Raw genomic sequence first — 24066 nt, forward strand, 5'->3', positions numbered from 1 at the left:
GGGCTCCCCTCCCTGGAAGGGAGGGGGCGGGGGTGGGTCGGCCCGCCGTATCCCGGCACCTCAGCCCTCCAAAACCCCACCCCCATGATACCAATTGCACACCCCCCCCGTGCTTTTCCTGCAGGCCTGTGCTAAGCGCTCGCTTTGGCGCGCGCCCCCGCCGCCCCCATATCCGGAATACCATGCCCTTTTCACACCTCCCCACGCTTCTTGCCGAAGCGCTTTCCGCCCGTGGCTATGCCGCCCCAACGCCTGTCCAGGCTTCGGTTATCGAACCCGAGGCCGAAGGCCGCGATCTCATCGTTTCGGCGCAGACCGGCTCGGGCAAGACCGTCGCGTTCGGCCTTGCCATCGCCCCGCAACTCTTGACCGAAGAGGGTGGCCGCCTGCCGCCGCCGCGTGCGCCGCTGGCGCTGGCTATCGCGCCGACGCGCGAACTCGCGCTGCAGGTGAGCCGCGAGCTCGAATGGCTCTACGCCAAGGCCGGTGCGCGCATTTCGACCTGTGTCGGCGGGATGGACGCCAGCCGCGAGCGCCGTTCGCTCAGCCACGGCGCGCACATCGTCGTCGGCACGCCGGGCCGTCTGCGCGACCATATCGAGCGCGGTGCGCTCGATCTGTCCAACCTCAAGGCGGTGATTCTCGACGAAGCCGACGAAATGCTCGACATGGGTTTCCGCGAGGATCTCGAGCTGATCCTCGACGCTTCGCCGTCCGAGCGCCGCACTTTGCTGTTCTCGGCAACGATGCCCAAGTCGATCGTGGCGCTGGCCAAGCGCTACCAGAAGGATGCGTTGCGCATCTCGACCGTGGGCGAGGATCGCGGTCATGGCGATATCAGCTATCAGGCGGTGACCGTCGCGCCGGCCGATATCGAGAATGCCGTGGTCAATTTGCTGCGGCTGCATGAGGCCGAGACCGCGATCCTGTTCTGCGCGACGCGCGACAATGTGCGGCATCTGCACGCCGGTTTGATCGAGCGCGGCTTTGCTGCCGTCGCGCTTTCGGGCGAGCATAGCCAGAATGAGCGCAATGCCGCGATGCAGGCGCTGCGCGACAAGCGCGCGCGGGTGTGCGTGGCGACCGACGTTGCGGCGCGCGGGCTCGATTTGCCGTCGCTGAGCCTCGTCATTCACGTTGAACTGCCGCGCGATGCCGAGACGCTGCAGCATCGCTCGGGCCGCACCGGCCGCGCGGGCAAGAAGGGCACGGCGATCCTGATCGTGCCGTATCAGCGCAAGCGCCGCGTCGAGATGATGCTGCGCGGCGCGCGGATCGCGGTCGAATGGATGAACGCGCCGACCGTCGACGACATCCGCAAGGCCGACAAGTCGCGGCTGATGACGATGCTGATGGAAGACGTCGAAGTCGACGAGGACGATCGCGCGCTTGGCGCACAGTTGCTCGAAAAGAAGAGCCCCGAGGATATCGCGGCGGCGCTGGTGCGCAGCTATCGCGCGCGGATGCCCGCGCCCGAGGAGATGATCGAACAAAGCGGGGCGAACCAGCGCGAACCCGGCAAGGAGCATCACCGCGAGGGCTTTGACGACGTCAAATGGTTCCGCATGGACATCGGTCGGCGGCAGAATGCCGATCCGCGCTGGATCCTGCCGCTGATCTGCCGTCGCGGGCACATCACCAAGAACGAAGTCGGCGCGATCCGCATTGCCGCCAATGAGACGATGTTCCAGGTGCCGAGCGCGATCGCGGCAAAGTTCATGGCAGCGGTGAAGCGCACCGCGGGCGAAGAGGCCGAGGGCGGCGTGCAGTTCGAAGCGGTGCAGGGTGGCCCGGTCGAAGCCGAGCGCGGTCCGCGCCGCGCGAACGGCCCGGCACCGGTGCGCCACAATCCGCGCCCGACGCTGCGCCCGGGTGGCCCGAACAAGCGCCCGCAGCGGTAATTCTCATCCTCCCCGTACTGGGGAGGATTTGATGTTCTGCTGGTTCCCCGCTAACGCGCGGGGCATGAACGCACCTCAGCCCAAGCCATGGGTCATGGCTATCGCTCCTTATGTTCCGGGTCGCTCGACGGTCGAAGGCGACACGCCGGTCATCAAGCTGTCGTCGAACGAGAATCCGCTTGGCACCAGCGCGCAGGCGGTCGAAGCGTTTGCACGCCACGCGGGCGACCTGGCGCGCTATCCCGATGCCGGGGCGGGCGCGCTGCGCGAGGCGATTGCGGCGCATCACGACCTTGATCCGGCGCGGGTGGTCTATGGCACGGGCTCGGACGAGATCCTGCACCTGATCGCCGGGGCCTATGCCGGGCCGGGCGATGAAGTGCTGCAGGTCCGCTATGGTTTTGCGGTCTATGAGATCGCCACCCGCCGCGTCGGAGCGACGCTGGTGGTGGCCGACGACCGCGATTATGCGACCGATGTCGATGCGATCCTGGCGGCGGTGACCGAGCGGACAAAGGTGGTGTTCGTCGCCAACCCCAACAACCCGACCGGGACCTTTACGCGGCGGGACGAGATCGCCCGTTTGCACGCCGGCTTGCCAGCGCAGGTGATGCTGGTGCTCGACCAGGCCTATGCCGAATATCTGACGCCCGAGGATGACGATGGCGGGCTGGAGCTCGCCCGTACTGCGCCCAATGTGATCGTCACGCGCACCTTCTCCAAGATCCACGGGCTTGCCGCCGAACGCATTGGCTGGGGCTATGGCTCGGCCGAGGCGATTGCCGCGATGCACCGCATCCGCGCGCCGTTCTGCTGCACCACGGCGGGCCAGGAAGCGGCGATTGCGGCTTTGGGCGCGGCCGACTTCATCGCTGCCTCGCGCGAGCATAACCGCGTGTGGCGCGCCTGGTTCAAGGACGAGATCGCCAAGCTCGGCAATGTGGGCCTGCGCGCGGTGCCGAGCGAGGCCAATTTCCTGCTCGTCCTGTTCGAAGGCGCAGTCACCGCCGAGACGGCGTATAAGGCGCTGCTCGAGCGCGGCTATATCGTGCGCTGGCTGCCGGGGCAGGGGCTGGCGAACGGTCTGCGCATGACGATCGGCACCGAGGCGGAAACGCGCGGGCTGGCGGCGGCGCTGCGCGAGATCGTGGGCGCGTAAGGGCGAGCCACGCCCGAGTCCTCACCCCCGTTCGTTTCGAGCGCAGTCGAGAAACGGCCACGCGCGCTGTGCCAGGTTTCTCGACTACGCTCGAAACGAACGGGTTTGGGGGCGAGATGCCGCCCTCGCTCAAGCGGGCAGCAGCTCCTTCAGCGGCACCGCTGCATCGGCCAGGCGCGCGGGGTCTACCACCGCGCGTGCCACCACCAGCGCGCGGCCCTGCACATAATCGCGCGTGGCGTTGACGCAGTCGAGCGCGATGACCTTGCCCTGCTTGAGGTAGATGACCGAGAAGCTGCGCGCGGCCACATCGCCGCGCAGCACCACCGCATCATAACCAATCGACAGGCCGACGGTCTGCAGCTTCAAATCATATTGGTTGGACCAGAACCACGGCACCGCGTCATACGGCGTTTCCTCGCCGGTCAGCAGCTTGGCGACAGTGGTCGCCTGATCGTTTGCGTTCTGCACCGATTCGAGCCGGATCACCGCGCCATCGGCATAAGGGTTGGGGTGCGCGGCGCAGTCGCCGATCGCGAAGATATCGGGCAGGCTGGTGCGGCACAGCGCATCGACGCTCACGCCATTGCCGCCGTCCGCGCCCGCGGCGAGCAGCGGGGCGACGGCGGGGATGATGCCGATGCCGACGATGACGAGGTTGCCGGGCAGCACCGTCCCATCGGCCAGGCGCACGCCGCTGGCAGCCCCGTTCTCGCCGACGATCGACTCGACGGTCACGCCGGTGCGCAGATCGACGCCGTGCGCGCGGTGCTCGGCCTCATAGAAATGCGAGAGCGGTTCGCCCGCGACGCGCGCCAGCACGCGCGGGGCCGCCTCCAGCACGGTGACGGGTTTGCCGAGCTTGGTCAGCACGGCGGCGGCTTCCAGCCCGATATAGCCACCACCGATGACGATCGCGTGCGTGACGGCGGGCAGTTCGGCGATCATCCGGTCGACATCGGCGCGGGTGCGCACGCCGTGGACGCCGCTCAGATCATGGCCCGCACAGGTCAGGCGGCGCGGCGCGCCACCAGTCGCCCAGATCAGCGTGCGATAGCCGATCGTGCTGCCATCCTCGGTGGTGACCTGATGCGCGGCTGCATTGACCGATACGACAAGCCGCCCGGGGAGGAGTGTGATGTCGCGATCGACCCAGAAAGCTGCCGGACGGATCAGCAGGCGCTCGAACGGCTTGTCCCCGGCCAGATATTCCTTTGACAGCGGCGGGCGTTCATAGGGCAGTTCGGGTTCGTCGCCGAGCAAGGCGATCGTGCCCTCGAACTTGCGCTGGCGCAGCGCAATCGCCGCCTGCGCGCCGCCATGCCCGGCCCCAACGATCAGGACATCGAAGGGCGTCGGGTTGGTGTCGGTCATTGCAGATCCTCTCCGGCAGGGCAGTGTTCTTTGCGCCCTAATGAAAGCGCGACTGGCGCGGATCAACCCCCGCGCGCCAATAGGTAGTTTCCGCAGCTACCCGGGCGGGCTTCGCAATCCTATTTCCAGCCAGCGAAATGCGGCGTCGATCAACCGCCGCTGTTGCGAAAGGTGGCCCGATGATTGAGCATCTCACAACCCGGACGGGCTTTGAATTTCACGTTCGCCCCGCGCGGCCCGAGGATGACGGCACGGTTGCGGAATTTTTCACGCACGTAACCCATGAGGATTTGCGCTTTCGGTTCCTGACCGGTCTCAATGAAGTGCGCCCCGACCAGATCGCTGCGTTGACGCATATCGACCATCGCTGGTCGGAGAATTTTCTCGCCTTCACCAAGGACGGGTCGATGATGATCGCGACCGCGATGCTCGCGTGCGACGCGACCTTCGAGCGTGGCGAGGTCGCGATCGCGATCCGCAAGGACTTCAAGAACAAGGGCGTGGGCTGGGAATTGCTCGCTTATGTCGCGCGGTTTGCCGAGACCAAGGGCGTGAAAGTGCTCGAGGCGATCGAAAGCCGCGAAAATCACGCGGCGATCGAGCTGGAGCGCGAAATGGGCTTCACCGTCGAATCCTATCCCGGGGATTCGAGCCTGTTGCTCGTCAGCCGCAAGCTCGCGCACGACGTGCCACGGGCGGGGATGCCCAACCGCCCGATGTAAGGGATGGGCGAGGGCGCAAAGGGTCCCGTGCTCTGCCGCTGCAGGCGTGACGGTTTGGCGCGACGGCATAGCCGCAATCGCCTTGACGTGCCTGAACCATGCGATCCCCGGCAGGCCGTGCCCGGACTACGGTTGGCGGGTGCGTCGGGATCCAGCGCGGGTGGGCAACGATGTCAGCAATACATTTCAGGCAATGGCAGATTTACTGCCCCGCATAACGGCCATCATGACGGCGATGGCCTTGAATGATTTGCGTGAAGTGACCGTCGCCGATACGGGTGTAGAGCTTTCCCCAGAAAGGATGTGTCGGCTCTTCAAGGCTTTCGCCTCGATCAAGCAGGATGGTATGAGGCGGGGTCGGTCGATCTGTCAGACGATCGTTGGGGCGCATGGCGAACCTGGTGAGACGGATCCATTAGCGGGGGGCGGTACGGCGTTTCATTCCACCTTCATGCGGAGCGTGTCCCATGCCCGATAGGCTCCCGGACAAGCGCATCATTCACCTCGTCGACGATGACGACGCGATTCGGCGCTCCACCGGGTTTTTGCTGCGAACAGCCGGATTCGAGGTGCAAACCTATGAGACGGGCACAGCTTTCCTCGCCGCGGTAGGCCATGCCCTGCCGGGGTGCGTGTTGCTGGACGTGCGTATGCCGGGGGTAGACGGGCTTGAGGTCCAGCGCCTGCTCAACGAGCGCGGGATCGCTTTTCCGGTGATTGTGCTGACCGGGCATGGCGATATTTCGCTGGCAGTGCGGGCGATCAAGGCGGGTGCGGTCGATTTTCTGGAAAAGCCGTTCGAGAAGACTGCGTTGCTGCACGCGATCGACGAAGCTTTTGATCGCCTGGCGAGTACGCAGGCCGAGCAATTGAGCGCGATCGAGGCGAGCGTCCGCCTCGCCGCGCTGACGCCGCGTGAGCGCGATGTGCTGGATGGCCTGGTCAACGGGCAACCCAATAAGATCACTGCTTACAAGCTTGGCATTTCGACGCGTACCGTGGAGGCTCACCGCGCCAACCTGACGCATAAGCTCGGCGTGCGCTCGATGTCCGACGTGCTGCGGCTGGCCTTTGCCGCACGGCTCCACACATCATCGGGCGAATGAAAGCCGACGTTCCTGCGACCGCCGCGCACGTCAGCCCAGAAGCCGGCCGACATGCCGCGCGATCTGCGCATTTTCCTGCGAGGGCAGCACGCGCTGCGCGATCGGCCCGGCAAAAGCGAGATCGGCGGAGATGGCGGCGCGCACCGCGGCATCATGTTCGCCAATGCCGCCGGTGAAGATGATCAGGTCGGCACCGCCCAGCACCACCAGCATCCCCGCAATCTGCTTGGCGACCGAGCGGCAGAAGATAGCGAGGGCGAGGGTTGCGGCGGCATCGCCCGCTGCGTGCAGCACGCGCAGATCGCTCGAGCGCCCCGACAGGCCGAGCAGGCCGGACTGGCGGTCGATCAGCGTTTCGATTTCCGCCGCATCCAGGCCGCGCTCGCGCATCAGATAGAGCAACAGGCCGGGATCGATATCGCCGGCGCGCGTGCCCATTACCACGCCGCCCGAGGGGGTGAGCCCCATGCTGGTATCGACCGATTGCCCGCCCAGCACTGCCGTCACGCTCGCGCCATTGCCGAGATGCGCGATGATGAGGCGATTGGGCACGGCATCGCCCAGTTGCGCGAGGATCGATTCGCACGACAGGCCGTGGAAACCGTAGCGCCGCACGCCTGCGTCGCGCAGCGCCTTGGGGATGGGCAGCGTGGCGGCGATGGCGGGCAAGCGGGCGTGAAAGCCGGTGTCGAAACACGCGATTTGCGGCACGCCGGGATAGCGCGCCTGCGCCAGCGCGATCATGCGGAGCGAGGCCGGGCCGTGCAGCGGCGCGAAGGCGGTTGCCGCCTGCAACCGCGCGAGCACGCCCGCATCGATCCGCACCGGCGCAAACAGATCGATGCCGCCATGCACGATGCGGTGGCCGATCGCATCGGGTTGTCCGCCGCCGATCTCGGCGAACACGGTGGCATCGACATCGGCATGTTCGACCTCGCCCGCCGATAGTTCGACCACCGCATCGCCGACGGCATAAAGGCCGTATTTGACCGAGGACGAGCCGCCGTTGAGCGTGAGGACGCGCTTGCCGCTCACCGCGCCCATTGCCAGTCGCGCACTTCGGGCAGATCCTCGCCCTGTTCGGCGATGTAGAGCTTGTGGCGCTCGATCATCGTCCAATAGCGTTCGGTCTCGGCCGGCACGCGCTCCCGCAGGCGCGGGATGCGTTCGATTGCGTCGAGCGCCAGGCGATAGCGGTCGAGATCGTTGAGCACGACCATGTCGAACGGCGTGGTGGTGGTGCCTTCATCCTTATAGCCGCGCACATGAAAATTGCGGTGGTTGGTGCGGCGGTAGGCGAGCTTGTGGATCAGCGACGGATAGCCGTGAAAGGCGAAGATCACCGGCTTGTCGGTGGTGAACAGCGCATCGAAGGCGCGTTCGTCGAGACCGTGGGGATGCTCCGATTGCGGTTGCAGCACCATCAGATCGACGACGTTGACGACGCGGATGCGGATGTCGGGCACGAACTGGCGCAGCAACTGCACCGCCGCCATCGTCTCCAGCGTCGGTACGTCGCCGGCGCAGGCCATCACCACATCCGGCTCGCCGGAATCGCTCGCCCATTCCCACACGCCCGCACCGGTGGTGCAGTGGCGCACGGCATCCTCTATGCCGAGCCATTGCCATTCGGGCTGCTTGCCCGCGACGATGACGTTCACATAATTGCGGCTGCGCAGGCAGTGATCGGCGACCGACAACAGGCAATTGGCATCGGCGGGCAGATAGATGCGCACCACCTCGGCGCGTTTGTTGGCGACATGATCGAGGAAGCCGGGGTCCTGATGCGACAGGCCATTATGGTCCTGCCGCCAGACATGCGAGGTCAGCAGGTAATTGAGCGAGGCGATCGGCCGCCGCCACGGGATGCCGCGCGTGACCTTCAGCCATTTGGCATGCTGGTTGAACATCGAATCCACGATGTGGATGAAGGCTTCGTAGCATGAGAACAGCCCGTGCCGCCCGGTGAGCAGATAGCCTTCGAGCCAGCCCTCGCAGAGATGCTCGCTCAGCACTTCCATCACGCGCCCGTCGCGCGCGAGGTGCTCGTCGACCGGCTCGACCTCGCCCATCCATGCCTTGCCGGTAACGTCATACACCGCCTGCAACCGGTTGGAGGCGGTCTCGTCCGGGCCGAACAGGCGGAAATTGGCGGCGTCCAAATTAAGCGCCATGACATCGCGCAGGAAGCCGCCGAGCACCGCAGTCGCCGCCGCCTTGACCGTGCCATGCCCGCTTTGCGCGATGGCGTGTTCGCGGAAATCGGGGAGGATCAGCGGCACGAGCAATTCCCCGCCATTCGCGTGCGGGTTGGCCCCCATGCGGCGGTGCCCGGTCGGCGCAAGCGAGGCATAGTCCTCAAGAAACTTGCCGGTCTCGTCGAACAATTCGGCGGGGCGGTAGCTCAGCAGCCATTCCTCGAGCTGGCGGAGGTGCTCGGGGTCCTTGAAATCGGCGATCGGCACCTGGTGCGCGCGCCAGGTGCCTTCGACCGGTTTGCCGTCCACCGTCTTGGGGCCGGTCCAGCCTTTTGGCGTTTGCAGCACCACCATCGGCCAGCGCGGGCGCTCGCCACCCGGCGAACCGTACCGCGCCTGCGCCTGAATATCCTGGATTTGCGCGAGCACCGCGTCGAGCGTCGCGGCGAGCGCTTGGTGAACCGCCTCGGGATCGTCGCCCACCACAAAATGCGGATCATAGCCATAGCCGCGCAGCAGCTCGGTCAGCTCCGCGCGGCCGATCCGCGCCAGCACCGTCGGGTTGGCGATCTTGAAGCCGTTGAGGTGCAGGATCGGCAGCACCGCGCCATCGCGCGCGGGGTTGAGGAACTTGTTGGAATGCCAGCTCGTCGCCAGCGCGCCGGTCTCGGCCTCGCCATCGCCGACGACGCAAGCGACGATCAGATCGGGATTGTCGAACACCGCGCCGTAAGCATGGGCGAGCGAATAACCGAGCTCGCCGCCTTCATGGATCGACCCCGGCGTCTCCGGCGCGACATGGCTCGGGATGCCGCCCGGCCAGGAGAATTGGCGGAACAGCCGGTCCATGCCGCCACGGCTGCGCTCGATCGCGGGATAGCGCTCGGTATAGGAGCCTTCGAGATAGGTGTTGGCGACCAGCCCCGGCCCGCCATGCCCCGGCCCGATCACCGCGATCATGTTGAGATCCTGCTCCACGATCAGCCGGTTGAGATGGACATAGAGCAGGTTGAGCCCCGGCGTGGTGCCCCAATGGCCGAGCAGCCGTGTCTTGACGTCGGCCAGCGCGAGCGGGCGATCGAGCAGCGGGTTGGCGCGCAGATAGATTTGCCCGACCGACAGATAATTGGCGGCGCGCCAATAGCCATGCATCCGCCGCAGCAGATCGGGCGAGAGCGGGCCCGTTACGGGCGGAGCGCCAGCGGGCGCGCCGGGGCCGGGCGTGGCGGGGAGCGGGTCGGTCATGGGAATTCCTGTGCTGCGCGCGGTCTGGCTACGGTTATGCCTGCGGGCGGCGTGCGGCGGCAGCTTCGGGAAGTACGGGGGTGGGGGGGCGGAGAGGCCCGGAGGTTAGGCAAGAACGTGGGCCCTTTCGAGCCCTACCTCTGAGGGGAGGCTCGTAGTTCGGTCGAGGCATTGCCCGTTCGGACAAGTAGGCCCACTGCAACGCAAATAGGCGTGGCCCTTGACCCGGGCCACGCCGGTATCGATTACGGTCTAAAGGACAGATCCTGTGCTTGCGCGATTTTCCGCTGATGACGTTCCAGAGCAATTAGCAGAAATAGAAACATAACAATAACAAAAGAGCCGATCACGCGGATTGCTGTCCATAAACTTTCCGCTCCATTCGCATTTTGTTCGACAATTTTGGCTCGTTCCTTCTCAGCATTTGCCGCATTCGTCGTGCGGTGCTCAATAAGAGTCGAGATATATTTGTTGTGATAGGCGTTAAAAAGATTTTCGGGGGTTGCTACACCATCAGGGAGTTTCGTCTCCGTAATGGTCCTTTGGACCGGAACCTCGCGTGTTTCCCATGTAATGCATTGAGCAATATAGTAACCATAATAACTGCAATATCGTTCAGGTTTCATTTCTGTAATTGTTCGAGAAATTTGAATTTTCTTAGAATTTTTATAAGAATTAAGCCGATCTTTTGTTAATCTGTTTGTCGAAACGTCCGTCATTCCGTTGAAGAGTGATTCTAAATCTGCTCTATCTGTTTCGAAGTTTAAGTCGCCGTCTTTAATGGATTTCAAGCGGTCATCGAGGTGGACAAACTGCGCGTTGAAATCGTTGGCGCTGATTTTTGCGTCATCTGCTTGGCGATAAGGATCAAATTTCGCTTTGTAGAGTGCGAAGTACCTTTTGGAGAATTGTTGATAATAGGCCCGTTCTCGTTTAAAGGGATCCGTAGTTTCTTTGTCTGTATTTGTTCCGGATGACTTCAAATCCACGGCAGTGACTTCGTCTGTGGTCACGATGGCGGGGGCCTCTTTGACGGATTTTACGTCACGCGAGACCTGATAGAGTCCGCTTACACAGAGCCAGGCGGCATATAGCAACAGCAAAGAGGCGATGATGAGGGCACCGGCACGCAGCACCGACAAGTAAGCACGTTCCATTTTATTCAGCAAAACCGCAGCATCTCGCTTGGGCGGCTGGTCAAATTTTTCTGTGTTGTCATCCATGATTTTACATTCCCCCTGCGGTTTTGATTTAGAAGAAAATCGCTCAAAACGTTATTTTGCAAAGAGCAAGCGATAAGGCTAGGCAGATGTTACCTGGAGGATAAAATTTTTTATCATTCGCTTAGATCTATTTGATTCGAATTGATTCGACATCGTTTGTTTAAATGCGATCTGCCGCGCATCAGGTTCTGCGGTACGTTGTCGGGTGGGGGAATCCACACCCCCTACGTACTTCCCGCCCCTCGACCCCGCCGCCGTGCCGTCGCATCTCCCGCAAGCGCAGACCGGGGAGCCAAGCCGATGACCGTCGAACGCCGCTTCAGTCGTCGGGCCACCTTGATCGGGGGCGGGGCGGTGGTGCTCGCCGGGGTGGGGGCGGCCGGGCTTGGCTATCGCGAACTGGCGTCGCTGGAGGGCTATGATGCCGCCGTGGCGGAGAGCCGCGCTGCGCTGGCGGCGCAGCCTGCGGCGCGCGATTTGGTGCGGTTTGCGACGCTCGCCGCCAATGGGCATAACACCCAGCCGTGGCTGTTCCGCATCGGCGAGAACCGCATCGACATCCTGCCCGATCGATCGCGCCGGACGCCGGTGGTGGACCCCGACGACCATCATCTGTTCGTGAGCCTTGGCTGTGCGGCGGAAAATCTGGCGCTGGCTTCGGCGGCGGCGGGGTTGCCGTGCGCGATCGGTTTCGATGCCGCGAGCGGTGCGGTGTCGGTGCGGCAGCAGCGCGGCGCGGCGGTCGCGTCGCCGCTGTTCGCCGCGATCCCGCACCGCCAATCGACGCGTGCGGTGTATGATGGGCGTGGCGTCGCGCCGGAGGTGCTGCGGCAATTGGCTGAGGCGGCGGCGGAGCCGGGGGTGTCGCTGGTGCTGCTGACCGATCGCCCGCGCCTCAACCAAATGCGCGATCTGGTGGTGGCGGGCAACAGCGCGCAACTGGCCGATGCCGCGTTCGTGCGCGAATTGAAGCAGTGGATGCGCTTTACCCCGCATCAGGCGCTGGCGACCGGCGACGGGCTGTTCAGCGCGACATCGGGCGCGCCGGTGCTGCCCGAATGGATCGCCCCCTTGCTGTTCGACCGTTTCTTCACCGCCCAATCCGAAAACGCCAAATATGCGCGGCAGATGGCATCGACGGCGGGGGTTGCGGTGTTTGTCGGGGACCGCGCCGATCCCGAGCATTGGGTGCGCGTCGGGCGGGCGTGCCAGCGTTTTGCGCTGCAGGCGACGGCGCTGGGGTTGCGCCATGCGATGATCAACCAGCCGGTCGAAGTGGCGCGGTTGCGGCCCGAACTGGCACGGCTGATCGGCACGCCCGGCGTGCGGCCCGATCTGGCGATGCGCTTTGGCTATGGCGCGGGGCTGCCCTTTTCGGCGCGGCGGCCGGTGGAGGCGGTGCTGGCCTGAGGTGGCCGCATGTGCCCCCGCTTCTCCTGCGGAAGCAGGAGCCCAGCGCGACACAGCGCGCGCCTGCAACCCTGGGCCTCCGCTTTCGCGAGGGAGCGCGTGGTTGATAGCGGTGGCTTGTAGGTAATTCCCGATTCTGCCGGGGTCGGGCGACGGATGGTATCCTTGTGTCCAAATCGTCAGCCGGAGAACGATCATGCCTGCGAACCAACCGATCCGCCATGTCGTCGTGCTCGGGCATCCGTCGCCCGGCAGCTTCAACCACGAAGTCGTCCAGCGTTACTGCACGACGGTCCACGAAAACGGGCAGGAAGCGGTGGTGCGCGATCTCTATGCGCTCGATTTCGACCCGTGCCTGCGCGCCGACCGCCTGCCCGGCCATGCCAGCGGCATGTCCGCCGATGTCGCGCATGAGCTGGGCCTGTTGCGGCAGGCGCAGGTGATCGTGTTCGTCTATCCGATCTGGTTCGGGATGCCGCCCGCGATCATCAAGGGCTATGTCGACCGGGTGCTGGGCGTGGCGCAGACGCCGTCCTCGATCCGCGACCATCGCCCGGATTCGGTGCTGGTCGGCAAATCCTTCGCGACCTTTTCCAGCTCGGCGACGACGCGGATCTGGCTGGACGAACAGGGCCAGATGGAATCGATTCGCCAGGCGTTCGACCGCTATCTGATGGGCATTTTCGGGTTGCGCGATGCGGGCCACGTCCATTTTGGCGCGATTGTCGAGCATATGGAGCCGCGCTTCGTCGCCGAATGCCTGCTCGAGGTGGAAACGCAGGCGCGCAAGATCTGCAGCGCGGTGGCGGCGGCGCGCCATGCAGCGCACGCGCATGAGGCGGTCGCGGCGTTCACCGGCGACTAAGAGCGGGATCACGTTACGTTGATCTGGCAAGCCCACCCCTTTAGGAGCATCAGGCAAACCGCGCCCCGCGCGGTTTAGGTCAGGCCGAGGGCCTGACCGACCTGATGCTGGGTTGGGGTGGGGCCTCTCCCCGCGTGCGTCGGTCTCGGTGAGACGGATACGCCCCACCCCCAGCCCCTCCCCTGAAGGGGAGGGGGAGTCCGTCAAACGTCATCAGGACTCTAAGCGAGCGTTTCGGCCAAACCGCGCAGCCAATCGCCGACCGCCTGGATGCGCGGGGTGGCATGGGTGTCCTGATGCGTGACCAGCCAGAAGGTGCGCGTGAGATGGACGCTGTCGCCGAGCACGGGAACCAGCGCTGCATCGCGCGCGGCGATGAAATCGGGCAGCACGCCGATGCCCGCGCCTGCGCGGATCATGGCGTGCTGCACGGTGATGCTGGTGCTGCGCGCCCGCGCGACGAGGCCGTCGTGGATTTCCGACAGATAATTGAGCTCGGGCGCGTGGACGTGTTCGGGGACATAGCTGATCAGCGCGTGGCCGTGCAGGTCGGCGGCGCTGGCGACCTGCGCGTGATCGGCGAGGAAGCCGGGCGTTGCATAGAGCCGCAGCCGGTAATCGGAGAGTTTGGTCGCGCGCAATTGCCGGTTGCGCGGGCGCGCCAGCATCACCGCCATATCGGCCTCGCGCCTGGAGGGGTTGAGGAAGCCCGAGGCGGTGATCAGGTCGATCCGCAAATTGGGTTGGTCGCGGCGGAAGGCGGGCAGAGCGGGCGCGACGACATGCGTGGCAAGGCCCTCGGCGATGCTGAGTCGCACCTGGCCTGCGAGCGCGGCGCTGGTGGGATCGACCTCGGTCGCGGCGAGCACGGCGGCTTCGATCGTTTCGCTATGGACCAGCAGCGCCTGGCCGGTCTCGGTCAGGCGGCGTTCGCCGCCGATCGTCTCGAAGATCGCGGTGCCGAGCCGCTGCTCCAGCCGGGCGAGGCGACGGCCGACGGTGGTGACATCCACCCCCAGCGCGCGCGCCGCGCCCGCCATGCGCTGTGCGCGCGCGACGGCGAGGAAAATACGCAGATCATCCCAGTTTTCCACGGTCGCCCCTGCAAAAATGCACTGCCTAGCAGCAAAGATGGAGGGTTGAATGCAAAAATGCTGGGTGGGATAGGGGGGTATAAGCTTTAGGAGAGCGCCATGCGGATCATCGACCACCATATCATGGGTCTAGCGAGCGGCACTGCCGCGCGGACGGGCGAGGTGTTCGATCCCAACACCGGTGCGGTGCAGGCCCAGGTCAAGTTCGGCACGCAGGCCGATCTCGACGCCGCCGTCGCCGCTGCGCAAAAGGCGCAGCCGGGTTGGGCCGCAACCAACCCCCAGCGCCGCGCGCGGGTGATGTTCAATTTCAAGGCGCTAGTCGAAGCGCATATGGATGAACTCGCGCACTTGCTGTCGTCCGAACATGGCAAGGTGATCGCCGATTCGAAGGGCGACATTCAGCGCGGGCTGGAAGTGATCGAATTTTGCTGCGGCATTCCGCATGTGCTGAAGGGTGAGTTTACCCAGGGCGCCGGGCCGGGGATCGATGTCTATTCGATGCGCCAGCCGCTCGGCATTGGAGCGGGTATCACCCCCTTCAATTTCCCGGCGATGATCCCCTTGTGGATGAGCGGCGTCGCCATCGCCACGGGCAATGCCTTCATCCTGAAGCCCAGCGAGCGCGACCCGTCGGTGCCGGTGCGGCTGGCCGAATTGTTCCGCGAGGCGGGGCTGCCCGAGGGCATCTTGCAAGTCGTCCACGGCGACAAGGACATGGTCGACGCGATCCTCGATCATCCCGCGATCAGCGCGGTCAGCTTCGTCGGATCATCCGACATCGCGCATTATGTGTATCGGCGCGGTGTCGCGGCGGGCAAGCGCGTGCAGGCGATGGGCGGTGCCAAGAATCACGGCATCGTCATGCCCGATGCCGATCTCGACCAGGTCGTCGCCGATCTGTCGGGCGCGGCATTCGGTTCGGCGGGCGAGCGCTGCATGGCGCTGCCGGTGGTGGTGCCGGTGGGTGAGAAGACCGCGGTTGCGCTCCGCGAAAAGCTGATCCCGGCGATCGCCGCCTTGCGCGTCGGCGTGTCGACCGATGCCGAGGCGCATTACGGCCCGGTGGTGAACGCCGCGCACCGCACGCGCATCGAAAACTGGATCCAGACCGGTGTGGACGAGGGCGCGGAGCTGGTCGTCGACGGGCGCGGGTTCGAGCTGCAGGGGCATGAAAAGGGCTTCTTCATTGGCCCGTCGCTGTTCGACCATGTCACGCCCGACATGTCGGCCTATAAGGAAGAGATTTTCGGCCCCGTGCTGCAAATCGTCCGCGCCGACGATTTCGAACATGCGCTGCGGCTGCCGAGCGAGCATCAGTACGGCAATGGCGTCGCGATCTTCACCCGCAACGGCCACGCCGCACGCGAATTCGCCGCGCGGGTGAATGTCGGCATGGTCGGCATCAACGTGCCGATCCCGGTGCCGGTCGCCTATCACACCTTTGGCGGGTGGAAGCGCTCGGCGTTCGGCGATACCAACCAGCACGGCATGGAAGGCGTGAAGTTCTGGACCAAGGTCAAGACCGTGACGCAGCGCTGGCCCGATGGCGGCGTTGGCGATGGGGCGAACGCCTTCGTCATTCCGACGATGGGGTGAGGCGGGTGCGGCTTGCGGCCTTGCCCTTCCTGTCGATCGCCCTGTGCTACGGCGTGGGTGCTGCATCCGCGAGTGAATTGGTGGGGCCGGGCCGCTTCTGCGGCTATTCTCCGATCATCGACCTTGAAAAGGGTGAGCGAATCACGCCTCTGCAAGGCGGCATTCACGGCGGCAGCTTTCGCTGGGAGGGCAGCTTCGGGACGCTTGAAGTGCGTGGAATTGGATGGGCCGCTCGCCCCAAGGGGCCGAGGCTACGCCATCCTTCTCGTACGGGGGCGACGGTTTTTCGTCCGCGCCTAGTTGACGGGCTCTATCAGGCGGCGATCTGGAACGGCAGGCAGGGCGCTGCCTATTTCTCTTCGCCAACGCCCTTTACGGCGGTGCAAATGGCGGCAATCGACCGCGTTGCGCTTTTCCAGGAAGGAGAAGATCCTGGCAAATGCAACCTTCGGACCGTGTTTTCCTGGGAGTGAAAGCGGGGGAATGACCTTGCACCGGAATTCCTGCGCGCCGCTTGGCGTACCTCGTGGAATGCGGACGTGCGTCAGCAATTGGTGTAGTACGGCCGCACAATGAGCGCTGCCCGATGAACCTCTTGCGCCAGGCCATGTTGGTGGGCGGGATCGTGCTGGTCGCGTTGCCGCTGGCCTGGGCGTTTTTGCCACGGGGCACGGTGCCGGGGGCGGTGGCGCAGCCGGTTGTGGCACCGGTTGGCAAGCGCATTGCCTTGAGTTTCGATGATGTCCCGCGCGGGCCCGGCGCTTTCTACACCCCGTCCGAGCGCACCGCGCGGCTGATCGCCGCGCTGCGAGCGAGCGGGGTGGAGCAGGCGGCGTTCTTTGCAAATCCCGGGCGGATCGGCGCGTCCAATGATGGCGCTGCGCGGCTGGCGGCGTATGCGGCGGCGGGGCATGTGGTGGGCGACCACAGCTTTGCGCACCGCGATTTGCGCGCGGTTTCGGCGCAGGCGTTTCTGGCGGATGTCGACCGCGCCGAGGTTTGGTTGAAAGGCAAGCCCGGCTATCGCCCGTGGTTCCGCTTTCCGGGCCTCAACCAGGGCGGACGCGATCATGCCAAACGGCGCGCGGTGGTCGACGGCCTTGCCGCGCGGGGTTTGAGCGTCGCGTGGGTGACGGCGGATGGCTCGGACTGGAATATCGAGGGGCAGACGATCGCTGCGCGCAGGGCGGGTCAGGCGATCGATGAGGCCGCTTTGCGCGATCTCTATGTCGAGACGATGGTGCAATCGGCCGATTTCTCCGATGCGCTGTTGCGCCGCGTGACCGGACGCAGCCCGCCGCAGATGCTGTTGCTGCACGAAACCGATGTCGCGGCGCGCTATATCGGCGATCTGGTCGCGGCTTTGCGCCGTGATGGCTGGACGATCGTGACGGCGGATGCGGCCTATGCCGACCCGGTCTATCGCCAGAGTGGCGATTTCGACAGCGCCAACGGCACCTTGCCCGAGGCGATCGCCTGGCAGCAGCGCCTGCCCGGCCCGCTTTATTATGCGCGCAACGACAAGCCGGTTGCCGACCGTTTGTTCGCCGAGCGGGTGTTGCACCGCACGCCCGTTGCCGCGCTGCGCTGCCAGGTGAAACGCCATCCGTGGCGGCGCGTCTGTTCCCAGGCGGCCTTTGCGCCGCGCCGACCTTTACCCCTAGGGATTGCCGCATGACCGACCAGTTCGACCTTACCGACGACCAGCGCGAGATTCAGGAGCTCGCGCGGCGCTTCACCGCCGACCGCATCACGCCGTTCGCGGCGGAATGGGACGAGAAGCACATCTTCCCGCGCGACACGATCAAGGCGGCGGCCGAGCTTGGCTTTGCGTCGATCTATGTCAGCGAGGAATCGGGCGGCATCAACCTCGGGCGGCTCGAGGCGGCGCTGATCATGGAGGCGATGGCCTATGGCTGCCCCTCGACCAGCGCGTTCATCTCGATTCACAATATGGCGAGTTGGATGATCGATCGCTTCGGCGGGCAGGCGGTGAAGGACAGATATCTCCCCTCGCTCGTCACGATGGACCGCATCGCCAGCTATTGCCTGACCGAACCGGGCTCGGGCTCGGATGCCGCGGCGCTGAAGACGCGCGCGGTGCGGGATGGCGATCACTATATCGTCAACGGCACCAAGCAGTTCATCTCGGGCGGCGGCGAGAATGAGGTCTATGTCACCATGGTGCGCACCGGGGCGGAGGGGCCCAAGGGCATTTCGTGCCTGGTGATCGAAAAGGATATGCCCGGCGTCAGCTTCGGCGCGAACGAGCGAAAGCTCGGTTGGCATTCGCAGCCGACGCGCCAAGTGATCTTCGAGGATGTGCGTATCCCTGTGGATAACCTTGTGGGCGGCGAGGGCGAGGGCTTCCGCATCGCGATGATGGGGCTGGATGGCGGGCGGCTGAACATCGGGGCGTGTTCGCTGGGGGGCGCGCAGCGCTGCCTCGACGAAGCGATCGGCTATACGCGCGACCGCAAGCAGTTCGGCACCGCCATCGCCGATTTCCAGAACACCCAGTTCATGCTGGCCGATATGGCGACCGACCTCGAGGCGGCGCGCGCGCTGCTGTACATGGCGGCGGCCAAGGTGACGGCGAACGCGCCCGACAAGACCAAATTCGCCGCAATGGCCAAGCGGCTGGCAACCGACACGGGTTCCGCCGTGGCCGACCGCGCGCTGCAACTGCATGGCGGCTACGGCTATCTGATGGATTACCCGATCGAACGCTTCTGGCGTGACTTGCGCGTCCATTCGATCCTGGAGGGGACCAACCAGGTGATGCGGATGATCATCGGCCGGGAGCTGACGCGGCAATGACCCCGCGCAGCGGACTATCCTTTGCTTCGTGTCTTCGCGGCTTCGCGTGAATCCGTTTTCACGCGAAGCCGCGAAGGCACGAAGACGACCATGAAAGACGTGTGCGCATGACCAGTGATGTTGTGATTGAGAGGGAAGGGCCTGTCGGCCGGATTCGGCTGAACCGGCCCAAGGCGCTGCATGCGCTGACCACCGATATGTGCGTCGCCATGCTGGCGGCGCTCGATGCGTGGCGGACCGATCCGGCTGTTGAAGCGGTCTTGATTGACCACGCCGAAGGCCGTGGGTTTTGCGCGGGCGGCGACATTCGGATGCTCGCCGAAAGCGGGGCGAAGGACGGGGTCGAGGCGCGGGCGTTTTTCCACACCGAATATCGGCTCAACCACCGGCTGTTCGCCTATGCCAAGCCGACGGTCGCGTTCATGGACGGCATCACGATGGGCGGCGGGGTGGGCCTGGCCTGCCCCTGCGATTTCCGTATCGCGACCGAGAACACCAAATTCGCCATGCCCGAGACCGGGATCGGCCTGTTCCCCGATGTTGGCGGCGGCTGGTATCTGTCGCGGCTGCCGGGGCGGATCGGGCAATATCTGGCGCTGACCGGGCACCGGCTCGATGGTGCGGAATGCCATGCTTTGGGGCTGGCGACGCATTATCTGCCGAGCGCCGCGCTGGAAGAAGCGAAGGCGCGGATCACGGCGGACCCGCAGGCGATTGCCGAGATTCTGGCGGATCGGTCGGTCGAAGCGCCGGTCGCGCGGTTGCTCGATCAGCGCGAGGCGATCGACCGTTTGTTCGCGTCGGACGTGCTGGAAGACATTTTCGCCGCGCTCGCCGCCGATGGCGGGGAGTGGGCCATGCAGACGCTCGCCACGCTCAACACCAAATCGCCGCAGACGATGAAGGTATCGCTGCGCCTGCTCCACGAAGGCGCGACGATGCCGACCTTCGAGGACGAAATGCGCCAGGAATATGCGGTCGGCGCGCGCGTGGTGCAGCGGCATGATTTTCTGGAAGGCGTGCGCGCGGTGATCGTCGACAAGGACAATGCGCCGCGCTGGGACCCGGCGACGCCCGCGGGCGTGACGGATCACGTGCTCGACCAGATTTTCGCGCCGCTGCCCGATGCGGAGGCGTGGACGCCCGCCTAGAGTTTTCCGTCACCCCGGCCCTGTGCCGGGGTCCACCCCTCCACCGGGCCGGCGGTTTGCGGCACGGTGGACCCCGGCACAGGGCCGGGGTGACGATTGAAAGAAGGTGCCTATGACCTACGAAACCATCCTCGTCGAACAGCGCGGCGGCGTTACGCTCGTTACGCTCAACCGCCCGCAGGCGCTGAACGCGCTCAACAGCCAGATCCTTGCCGATATGCTAGCGGCGATGGCGGCGTTCGATGCCGATCCGTCGCAGGGCTGCGCGGTCATCACCGGCAGCGAGAAGGCGTTCGCGGCGGGTGCCGACATCAAGGAGATGCAGGCGCAGGGCTTTGCCGACATGTATGCGCATGATTTCTTCGCCGGCTGGGATCGCTTCACGCGCACGCGCAAGCCGATCATCGCGGCGGTAGCGGGCTATGCGCTGGGCGGCGGGTGCGAATTGGCGATGATGTGCGACTTCATCCTCGCCGCCGACACTGCCAAGTTCGGCCAGCCCGAAATCAAGCTGGCGGTGTCGCCCGGCATGGGTGGATCGCAGCGGCTGACGCGCGCGGTCGGCAAGGCCAAGGCGATGGAAATGTGCCTGACTGGCCGCATGATGGATGCGGCTGAGGCCGAGCGTGCCGGGCTTGTCAGCCGCGTGGTGCCGGCCGCCGATCTGGTCGAGGAAGCGGTCAAGACCGCCGCGACGATAGCATCGATGGCGCCGCTTGCGGTCAAGGCGAACAAGGAAATGGTCAATGCCGCGTTCGACACCACGCTGGCGATGGGCGTGCAATTCGAGCGGCGGCTGTTCCACGCGCTGTTCGGCACTGACGACCAGAGCGAGGGGATGACCGCCTTTGTCGAGAAGCGGCAGGGGGTGTGGACGGGGAAGTAGCACCAATTCCCCTCCCGTTTACGGGAGGGGTTAGGGGAGGGGGGTCCGGGTGATAAGCACTCGGCTAGCGGCGTGACTGCCCTCCCCCAGCCCCTCCCGCTGTGCGGGAGGGGAGTGAGAAAAAATAGGAGAGAGAGATGACTCGGATCGCCTTTATCGGGCTTGGCAATATGGGCGGCGGGATGGCTGCGAACCTCGCCAAAGCGGGGCATGATGTCCGCGCGTTCGATCTGTCGGCAGATGCGCTCGATCGCGCCAAGGCGGCTGGGTGCCTGCCGATGGCGAGCGTCGCGGAAGCGGCTGATGGGGCAGAGGCGGTGGTGACGATGCTGCCGGCAGGCACGCATGTCGAGGCGGTCTATGGCGATCTGTTCGCCGCCAGCCTGTCGCCTGCCGCGATCCTGATCGATTGCTCGACGATCGACGTCGCCACCGCCAAGCGCGTGGCCGAGGCGGCGCGCGCCAAGGGCATCACCGCGGTCGATGCGCCGGTGTCGGGCGGGATCGGCGCGGCCAATGCCGGCACGCTGACCTTCATGGTCGGCGGCAGCGACGATGCGTTCGCGCGCGCGCAGCCGATCTTGGCGGCGATGGGCAAGGCGGTGATCCATGCCGGGGCGAATGGCACGGGGCAGGCCGCCAAGATCGCCAACAACATGCTGCTCGGCGCGACGATGGTGGCGACGTGCGAGGCGTTCCTGCTGGCGGAGAGATTGGGGCTCGCGCCCCAGACCTTCTTCGATATTTCGAGCGTGTCGTCAGGGCAGAGCTGGTCGATGACGAGTTACTGCCCGGTGCCGGGGGTCGGACCGGATACGCCCGCCGATCATGGCTATCAGGGCGGTTTTGCGACCGCGCTGATGCTGAAGGATTTGAAGCTCGCCGCTGCCGCCGCCAGCGACACGGGTGCCGACACGCCGATGGGGGCGAAAGCGGCGGAACTCTACCAGCGCTTTGCCGAGGCCGGGCATGGCGGGCTCGATTTCTCGGCGATCATCACCGCGTTGCGGGGGTGAGCTGAGGACGCGCAGGAGAGGTTTGCCAGAGCCGGGCGATCTCTCCTGAAATCCCCCCTCCCGTTCGTTTCGAGCGAAGTCGAGAAACCAGGCACAGCGCTTGCGGCTGTTTCTCGACTTCGCTCGAAACGAACGGAAAAGAGAGTCACCCCAGGCTCAGAGCCGCATCGATCCCGTGTCCATGAAGCGCTGGTGCCAGGACAGCGCTTCGCCGGGCAGCGACGGCGATTGCTGGCCGTAAGAACCCACCCGCGCCCGCGCATAATAGTCCGCCAGCATCGCCCGATAATCGGGATGCGCGCATTTCTCGATGATCAACGCGGCGCGCTGCTTGGGGCTGAGGCCCCGCAGATCGGCGAGGCCCTGTTCGGTGACGATCACCTGCACGTCCTGGCTGATATGGTCGACATGGCTCGCTTGCGGCACGATTGCCGAGATCTTGCCGCCCTTGGCGGTTGAGGGCGTCATGAAGATCGAGACATAGGCGTTGCGCGCGAAATCGCCCGATCCGCCAATGCCGTTCTGGATGCGCGAGCCCATCACGTGGGTGGAATTGACGTTGCCGTAAATGTCCGCCTCGATCAGCCCGTTCATGGCGAGGCAGCCGAGCCGGCGGATCAATTCGGGGTGGTTGCTGATCTCCTGCGGACGCAGGATCATCTTGTCGCGATAGCGGCCCATATCGGCATTGAGCCGGGCCGCCGCCTCCGGGCTGAGCGAGAAAGCGGTGGCCGAGGCCATGCGCAATTTGCCCGAATCAAGCAGGTCGAGCATCCCGTCCTGGATCACCTCAGTATAGGAGGTCATGTCCTCGAACGGGCCGTTGACCAGGCCGGTCAGCACCGCATTGGCGATGTTGCCGACGCCCGATTGCAGCGGCAGCAGCGACGCGGGCAAGCGTCCGCGCGCCACTTCATGGGTGAAGAATTCGATCAGATGCCCGGCAATCGCATGTGCCGCCGCATCGGGCGCGGCGAAGGGCAAATTGCGGTCGGGCGCTTCGGTCTCGACGATCGCGACGATCTTGTCGGGGTCGCAGCGGAAATAGGGCTCGCCAATGCGATCGTCGGCGCGGACCAGCGGGATCGGCACGCGGTGCGGGGGTAGCGCGGTGCCGTAATAGATGTCGTGCATCCCCTCCAAAGCGGGGTTCTGCCAGCTATTGACCTCGAGGATCACCTTGCTCGCGCGGTCGAGCCAGGTTTTGTTGTTGCCGATCGAGGAGGAGGGGATCAGCGATCCATCGGCGCGGATGCCCGACACTTCGACCACGGCGGTATCGAGTGGCCCCAGAAAACCCTGCCACGCCATCGGCGCGACCTGGCTCAAATGCATGTCGAAATATTCCATCTCGCCGCGGTTGATCTTTTCGCGCGCGATCGGATCGGAATTATAGGGCAGGCGGAATTCGATGCCGTCGGCCTTGGCCAGTGCGCCGTCGAGTTCGGGGCCGGTCGAGGCGCCCGTCCAGATGCGCACGCGGAACGGGTTGCCGGCTGCATGTTCCGCCTCGATCCGCGCGGCGAGTGCCAGTGGGACCGCCTTGGGATAGCCCGAGCCGGTAAAGCCACTCATCCCGACAGTGCTGCCGGAGGTGATGAAGGTGGCGGCCTGATCGGCGCTCATCAGGCGCGAGCGGAGCGAGTCGCAGGCGATGCGGCTGGTCGTCATTCCATCCCCATTTCAACGATTGTTGTTACGCCGTCGGCTACACGCGTAAAGTCGGGGTAGCGCAAGCGCCTCGCATTGGCTCCCACATGCAATTTTTGCAATTGTCGATCAGGGCCGCGCCATCGCGTGCTTCAGCCGATGGAACAGCGGTCCGCGCGCCGGGGCTTTAACGGTTCGCCCGGTTGCGCGACACTTGCACCGGGCAGCCGGGCGCGGGGCTCGGGCAAGGAGAGAGAGAGACGATGCGCGTGATGGTGTTGGTCAAGGCGACCGAAGACAGCGAATCCGGCCTCCTGCCGACCAGGGCGGCGATGGAGGACATGGACAGGTTCAACCAGGCTCTGGTCGAGGCCGGAATCCTGCAGCCGGGCGGTGGCTATGGCCTGAAGCCGTCGGCGCAGGGAAAGCGCATCGCCTTCGATGGGGCCAGCCGCACGGTCATTGACGGGCCATTTGCGCAGCCGGAGGAACTGGTCGCCGGTTTCTGGCTGTGGACCGTCAAGGACATGGCGGAGGCGGTGGCGTGGGTAAAGCGCTGCCCCAATCCGATGCCGGGGCCAAGCGAGATCGAAATTCGCCCGCTCTATGAGGAAGAGGATTTCGTGTAACGCGCGATTGCGCCGTCC

The 24066-nt window shown here is 65.1% G+C and carries 21 protein-coding genes; 15 read left to right on the plus strand and 6 right to left on the minus strand.

Annotated elements, in window-relative coordinates; genetic code table 11:
• Positions 1 to 182 precede the first annotated feature (182 nt).
• A complete protein-coding gene (locus ACP7BL_RS07765; protein WP_126849524.1) occupies positions 183 to 1901 on the plus strand; it encodes a DEAD/DEAH box helicase in 1719 nt (572 codons plus the stop codon).
• Between the two features lie 64 nt (positions 1902 to 1965).
• Positions 1966 to 3060, plus strand: coding sequence for a histidinol-phosphate transaminase (gene hisC, locus ACP7BL_RS07770; protein WP_426258019.1), 1095 nt, complete (start codon positions 1966 to 1968; stop codon positions 3058 to 3060).
• Between the two features lie 129 nt (positions 3061 to 3189).
• Here hisC and ACP7BL_RS07775 read toward each other — a convergent pair whose 3' ends face one another.
• Complete coding sequence (locus ACP7BL_RS07775; RefSeq protein WP_426258020.1) at positions 3190 to 4434, minus strand: NAD(P)/FAD-dependent oxidoreductase; 1245 nt, start codon at positions 4432 to 4434, stop codon at positions 3190 to 3192.
• Between the two features lie 179 nt (positions 4435 to 4613).
• Here ACP7BL_RS07775 and ACP7BL_RS07780 point away from each other — a divergent pair, with 179 nt between their 5' ends.
• From ACP7BL_RS07780 to ACP7BL_RS07790, 3 genes are all read left to right on the plus strand, one after another.
• Entirely contained in the window at positions 4614 to 5156 is a 543-nt protein-coding gene (locus ACP7BL_RS07780; protein ID WP_033967340.1) for a GNAT family N-acetyltransferase, read from the plus strand.
• 193 nt (positions 5157 to 5349) lie between these two features.
• On the plus strand, positions 5350 to 5634 hold the full coding sequence (locus tag ACP7BL_RS07785) for an ATP-binding protein (RefSeq protein ID WP_409574499.1): 285 nt from the start codon (positions 5350 to 5352) through the stop codon (positions 5632 to 5634).
• On the plus strand, positions 5624 to 6262 hold the full coding sequence (locus ACP7BL_RS07790) for a response regulator transcription factor (protein WP_341203894.1): 639 nt from the start codon (positions 5624 to 5626) through the stop codon (positions 6260 to 6262). Before ACP7BL_RS07785 ends, ACP7BL_RS07790 begins: the two co-directional genes overlap by 11 nt.
• A 30-nt stretch (positions 6263 to 6292) precedes the next feature.
• On the opposite strand, the gene ACP7BL_RS07795 is transcribed toward ACP7BL_RS07790, so the two are convergent.
• From ACP7BL_RS07795 to ACP7BL_RS07805, 3 genes are all read right to left on the minus strand, one after another.
• On the minus strand, positions 6293 to 7306 hold the full coding sequence (locus ACP7BL_RS07795; protein WP_426258021.1) for an acetate/propionate family kinase: 1014 nt from the start codon (positions 7304 to 7306) through the stop codon (positions 6293 to 6295).
• On the minus strand, positions 7294 to 9705 hold the full coding sequence (locus ACP7BL_RS07800) for a phosphoketolase family protein (RefSeq protein ID WP_426258022.1): 2412 nt from the start codon (positions 9703 to 9705) through the stop codon (positions 7294 to 7296). Before ACP7BL_RS07800 ends, ACP7BL_RS07795 begins: the two co-directional genes overlap by 13 nt.
• Positions 9706 to 9950: 245 nt before the next feature.
• Positions 9951 to 10928, minus strand: a complete 978-nt coding sequence (locus ACP7BL_RS07805) for a hypothetical protein (protein WP_426258023.1) — start codon at positions 10926 to 10928, stop codon at positions 9951 to 9953.
• 300 nt (positions 10929 to 11228) lie between these two features.
• On the opposite strand from ACP7BL_RS07805, the gene ACP7BL_RS07810 reads away from it, so the two are divergent.
• On the plus strand, positions 11229 to 12338 hold the full coding sequence (locus ACP7BL_RS07810) for an Acg family FMN-binding oxidoreductase (protein ID WP_426258024.1): 1110 nt from the start codon (positions 11229 to 11231) through the stop codon (positions 12336 to 12338).
• Between the two features lie 196 nt (positions 12339 to 12534).
• On the plus strand, positions 12535 to 13203 hold the full coding sequence (locus ACP7BL_RS07815; protein WP_033967343.1) for an NAD(P)H-dependent oxidoreductase: 669 nt from the start codon (positions 12535 to 12537) through the stop codon (positions 13201 to 13203).
• A 221-nt stretch (positions 13204 to 13424) separates the two neighbouring features.
• Here ACP7BL_RS07815 and ACP7BL_RS07820 read toward each other — a convergent pair whose 3' ends face one another.
• The gene (locus ACP7BL_RS07820; protein WP_426258025.1) at positions 13425 to 14297 is read right to left on the minus strand and encodes a LysR family transcriptional regulator; all 873 of its coding nucleotides are present in this window, start codon (positions 14295 to 14297) and stop codon (positions 13425 to 13427) included.
• Between the two features lie 99 nt (positions 14298 to 14396).
• Between ACP7BL_RS07820 and ACP7BL_RS07825 the strand changes: the two genes are divergently transcribed.
• The 7 genes from ACP7BL_RS07825 to mmsB all read left to right on the plus strand — a co-directional run bounded on the left by ACP7BL_RS07825 (position 14397) and on the right by mmsB (position 21769).
• The gene (locus ACP7BL_RS07825) at positions 14397 to 15896 is read left to right on the plus strand and encodes a CoA-acylating methylmalonate-semialdehyde dehydrogenase (RefSeq protein ID WP_426258026.1); all 1500 of its coding nucleotides are present in this window, start codon (positions 14397 to 14399) and stop codon (positions 15894 to 15896) included.
• Positions 15897 to 15901: 5 nt separating this feature from the next.
• Complete coding sequence (locus ACP7BL_RS07830; RefSeq protein WP_426258027.1) at positions 15902 to 16369, plus strand: hypothetical protein; 468 nt, start codon at positions 15902 to 15904, stop codon at positions 16367 to 16369.
• Between the two features lie 113 nt (positions 16370 to 16482).
• Positions 16483 to 17574 carry a polysaccharide deacetylase family protein gene (locus ACP7BL_RS07835; protein ID WP_426258028.1) on the plus strand — a complete coding sequence of 364 codons (1092 nt, stop codon included), beginning with the start codon at positions 16483 to 16485 and terminating at the stop codon, positions 17572 to 17574.
• Positions 17571 to 18716, plus strand: coding sequence for an acyl-CoA dehydrogenase family protein (locus tag ACP7BL_RS07840; protein WP_137902831.1), 1146 nt, complete (start codon positions 17571 to 17573; stop codon positions 18714 to 18716). Before ACP7BL_RS07835 ends, ACP7BL_RS07840 begins: the two co-directional genes overlap by 4 nt.
• A 107-nt stretch (positions 18717 to 18823) precedes the next feature.
• Positions 18824 to 19867 carry an enoyl-CoA hydratase/isomerase family protein gene (locus ACP7BL_RS07845; protein WP_426258029.1) on the plus strand — a complete coding sequence of 348 codons (1044 nt, stop codon included), beginning with the start codon at positions 18824 to 18826 and terminating at the stop codon, positions 19865 to 19867.
• Positions 19868 to 19979: 112 nt separating this feature from the next.
• Complete coding sequence (locus ACP7BL_RS07850; protein WP_033967346.1) at positions 19980 to 20753, plus strand: enoyl-CoA hydratase; 774 nt, start codon at positions 19980 to 19982, stop codon at positions 20751 to 20753.
• Between the two features lie 137 nt (positions 20754 to 20890).
• Complete coding sequence (mmsB, locus tag ACP7BL_RS07855) at positions 20891 to 21769, plus strand: 3-hydroxyisobutyrate dehydrogenase (protein ID WP_426258030.1); 879 nt, start codon at positions 20891 to 20893, stop codon at positions 21767 to 21769.
• Positions 21770 to 21925: 156 nt separating this feature from the next.
• Here the strand turns inward: mmsB and ACP7BL_RS07860 are convergent, their stop codons facing one another.
• Positions 21926 to 23440, minus strand: a complete 1515-nt coding sequence (locus tag ACP7BL_RS07860; protein WP_426258031.1) for an acetyl-CoA hydrolase/transferase family protein — start codon at positions 23438 to 23440, stop codon at positions 21926 to 21928.
• 242 nt (positions 23441 to 23682) lie between these two features.
• On the opposite strand from ACP7BL_RS07860, the gene ACP7BL_RS07865 reads away from it, so the two are divergent.
• Positions 23683 to 24048 (plus strand): YciI family protein, encoded by a 366-nt coding sequence (locus ACP7BL_RS07865; protein ID WP_341203908.1) that lies wholly within the window; start codon positions 23683 to 23685, stop codon positions 24046 to 24048.
• Positions 24049 to 24066 lie beyond the last annotated feature (18 nt).

It is taken from the genome of Sphingomonas sp. DC1600-2, from assembly GCF_049897605.1.
Classification (GTDB): domain Bacteria; phylum Pseudomonadota; class Alphaproteobacteria; order Sphingomonadales; family Sphingomonadaceae; genus Sphingomonas.